1 protein-coding gene is annotated in these 223 nt (G+C 72.6%); it reads left to right on the top strand.

Features of this window, described 5'->3' with window-relative positions:
- The coding region (locus tag WFH44_RS21405) for a zinc-binding dehydrogenase (protein ID WP_336716672.1) at positions 1–223 on the top strand (223 nt) is incomplete at both ends.

Here is a 223-nt window from a genome sequence, read left to right on the forward strand (position 1 = left end):
GACCGGCGGCAACGGCGCCGACGTCGTGATCGAGGCCGTCGGCCGCCCCGAAACCTACAAGCAGGCCTTCTACGCCCGCGACCTCGCCGGCCGCGTCGTCCTCGTCGGCGTGCCCACCCCGGACATGACCCTCGAACTGCCCCTGCTCGACGTCTTCGGCCGCGGCGGCGCCCTGAAGTCCTCCTGGTACGGCGACTGCCTCCCCTCCCGGGACTTCCCCATG

Origin of the sequence: Arthrobacter sp. USHLN218 (assembly GCF_037144715.1) — a bacterium.
Lineage (GTDB): Bacteria > Actinomycetota > Actinomycetes > Actinomycetales > Micrococcaceae > Crystallibacter.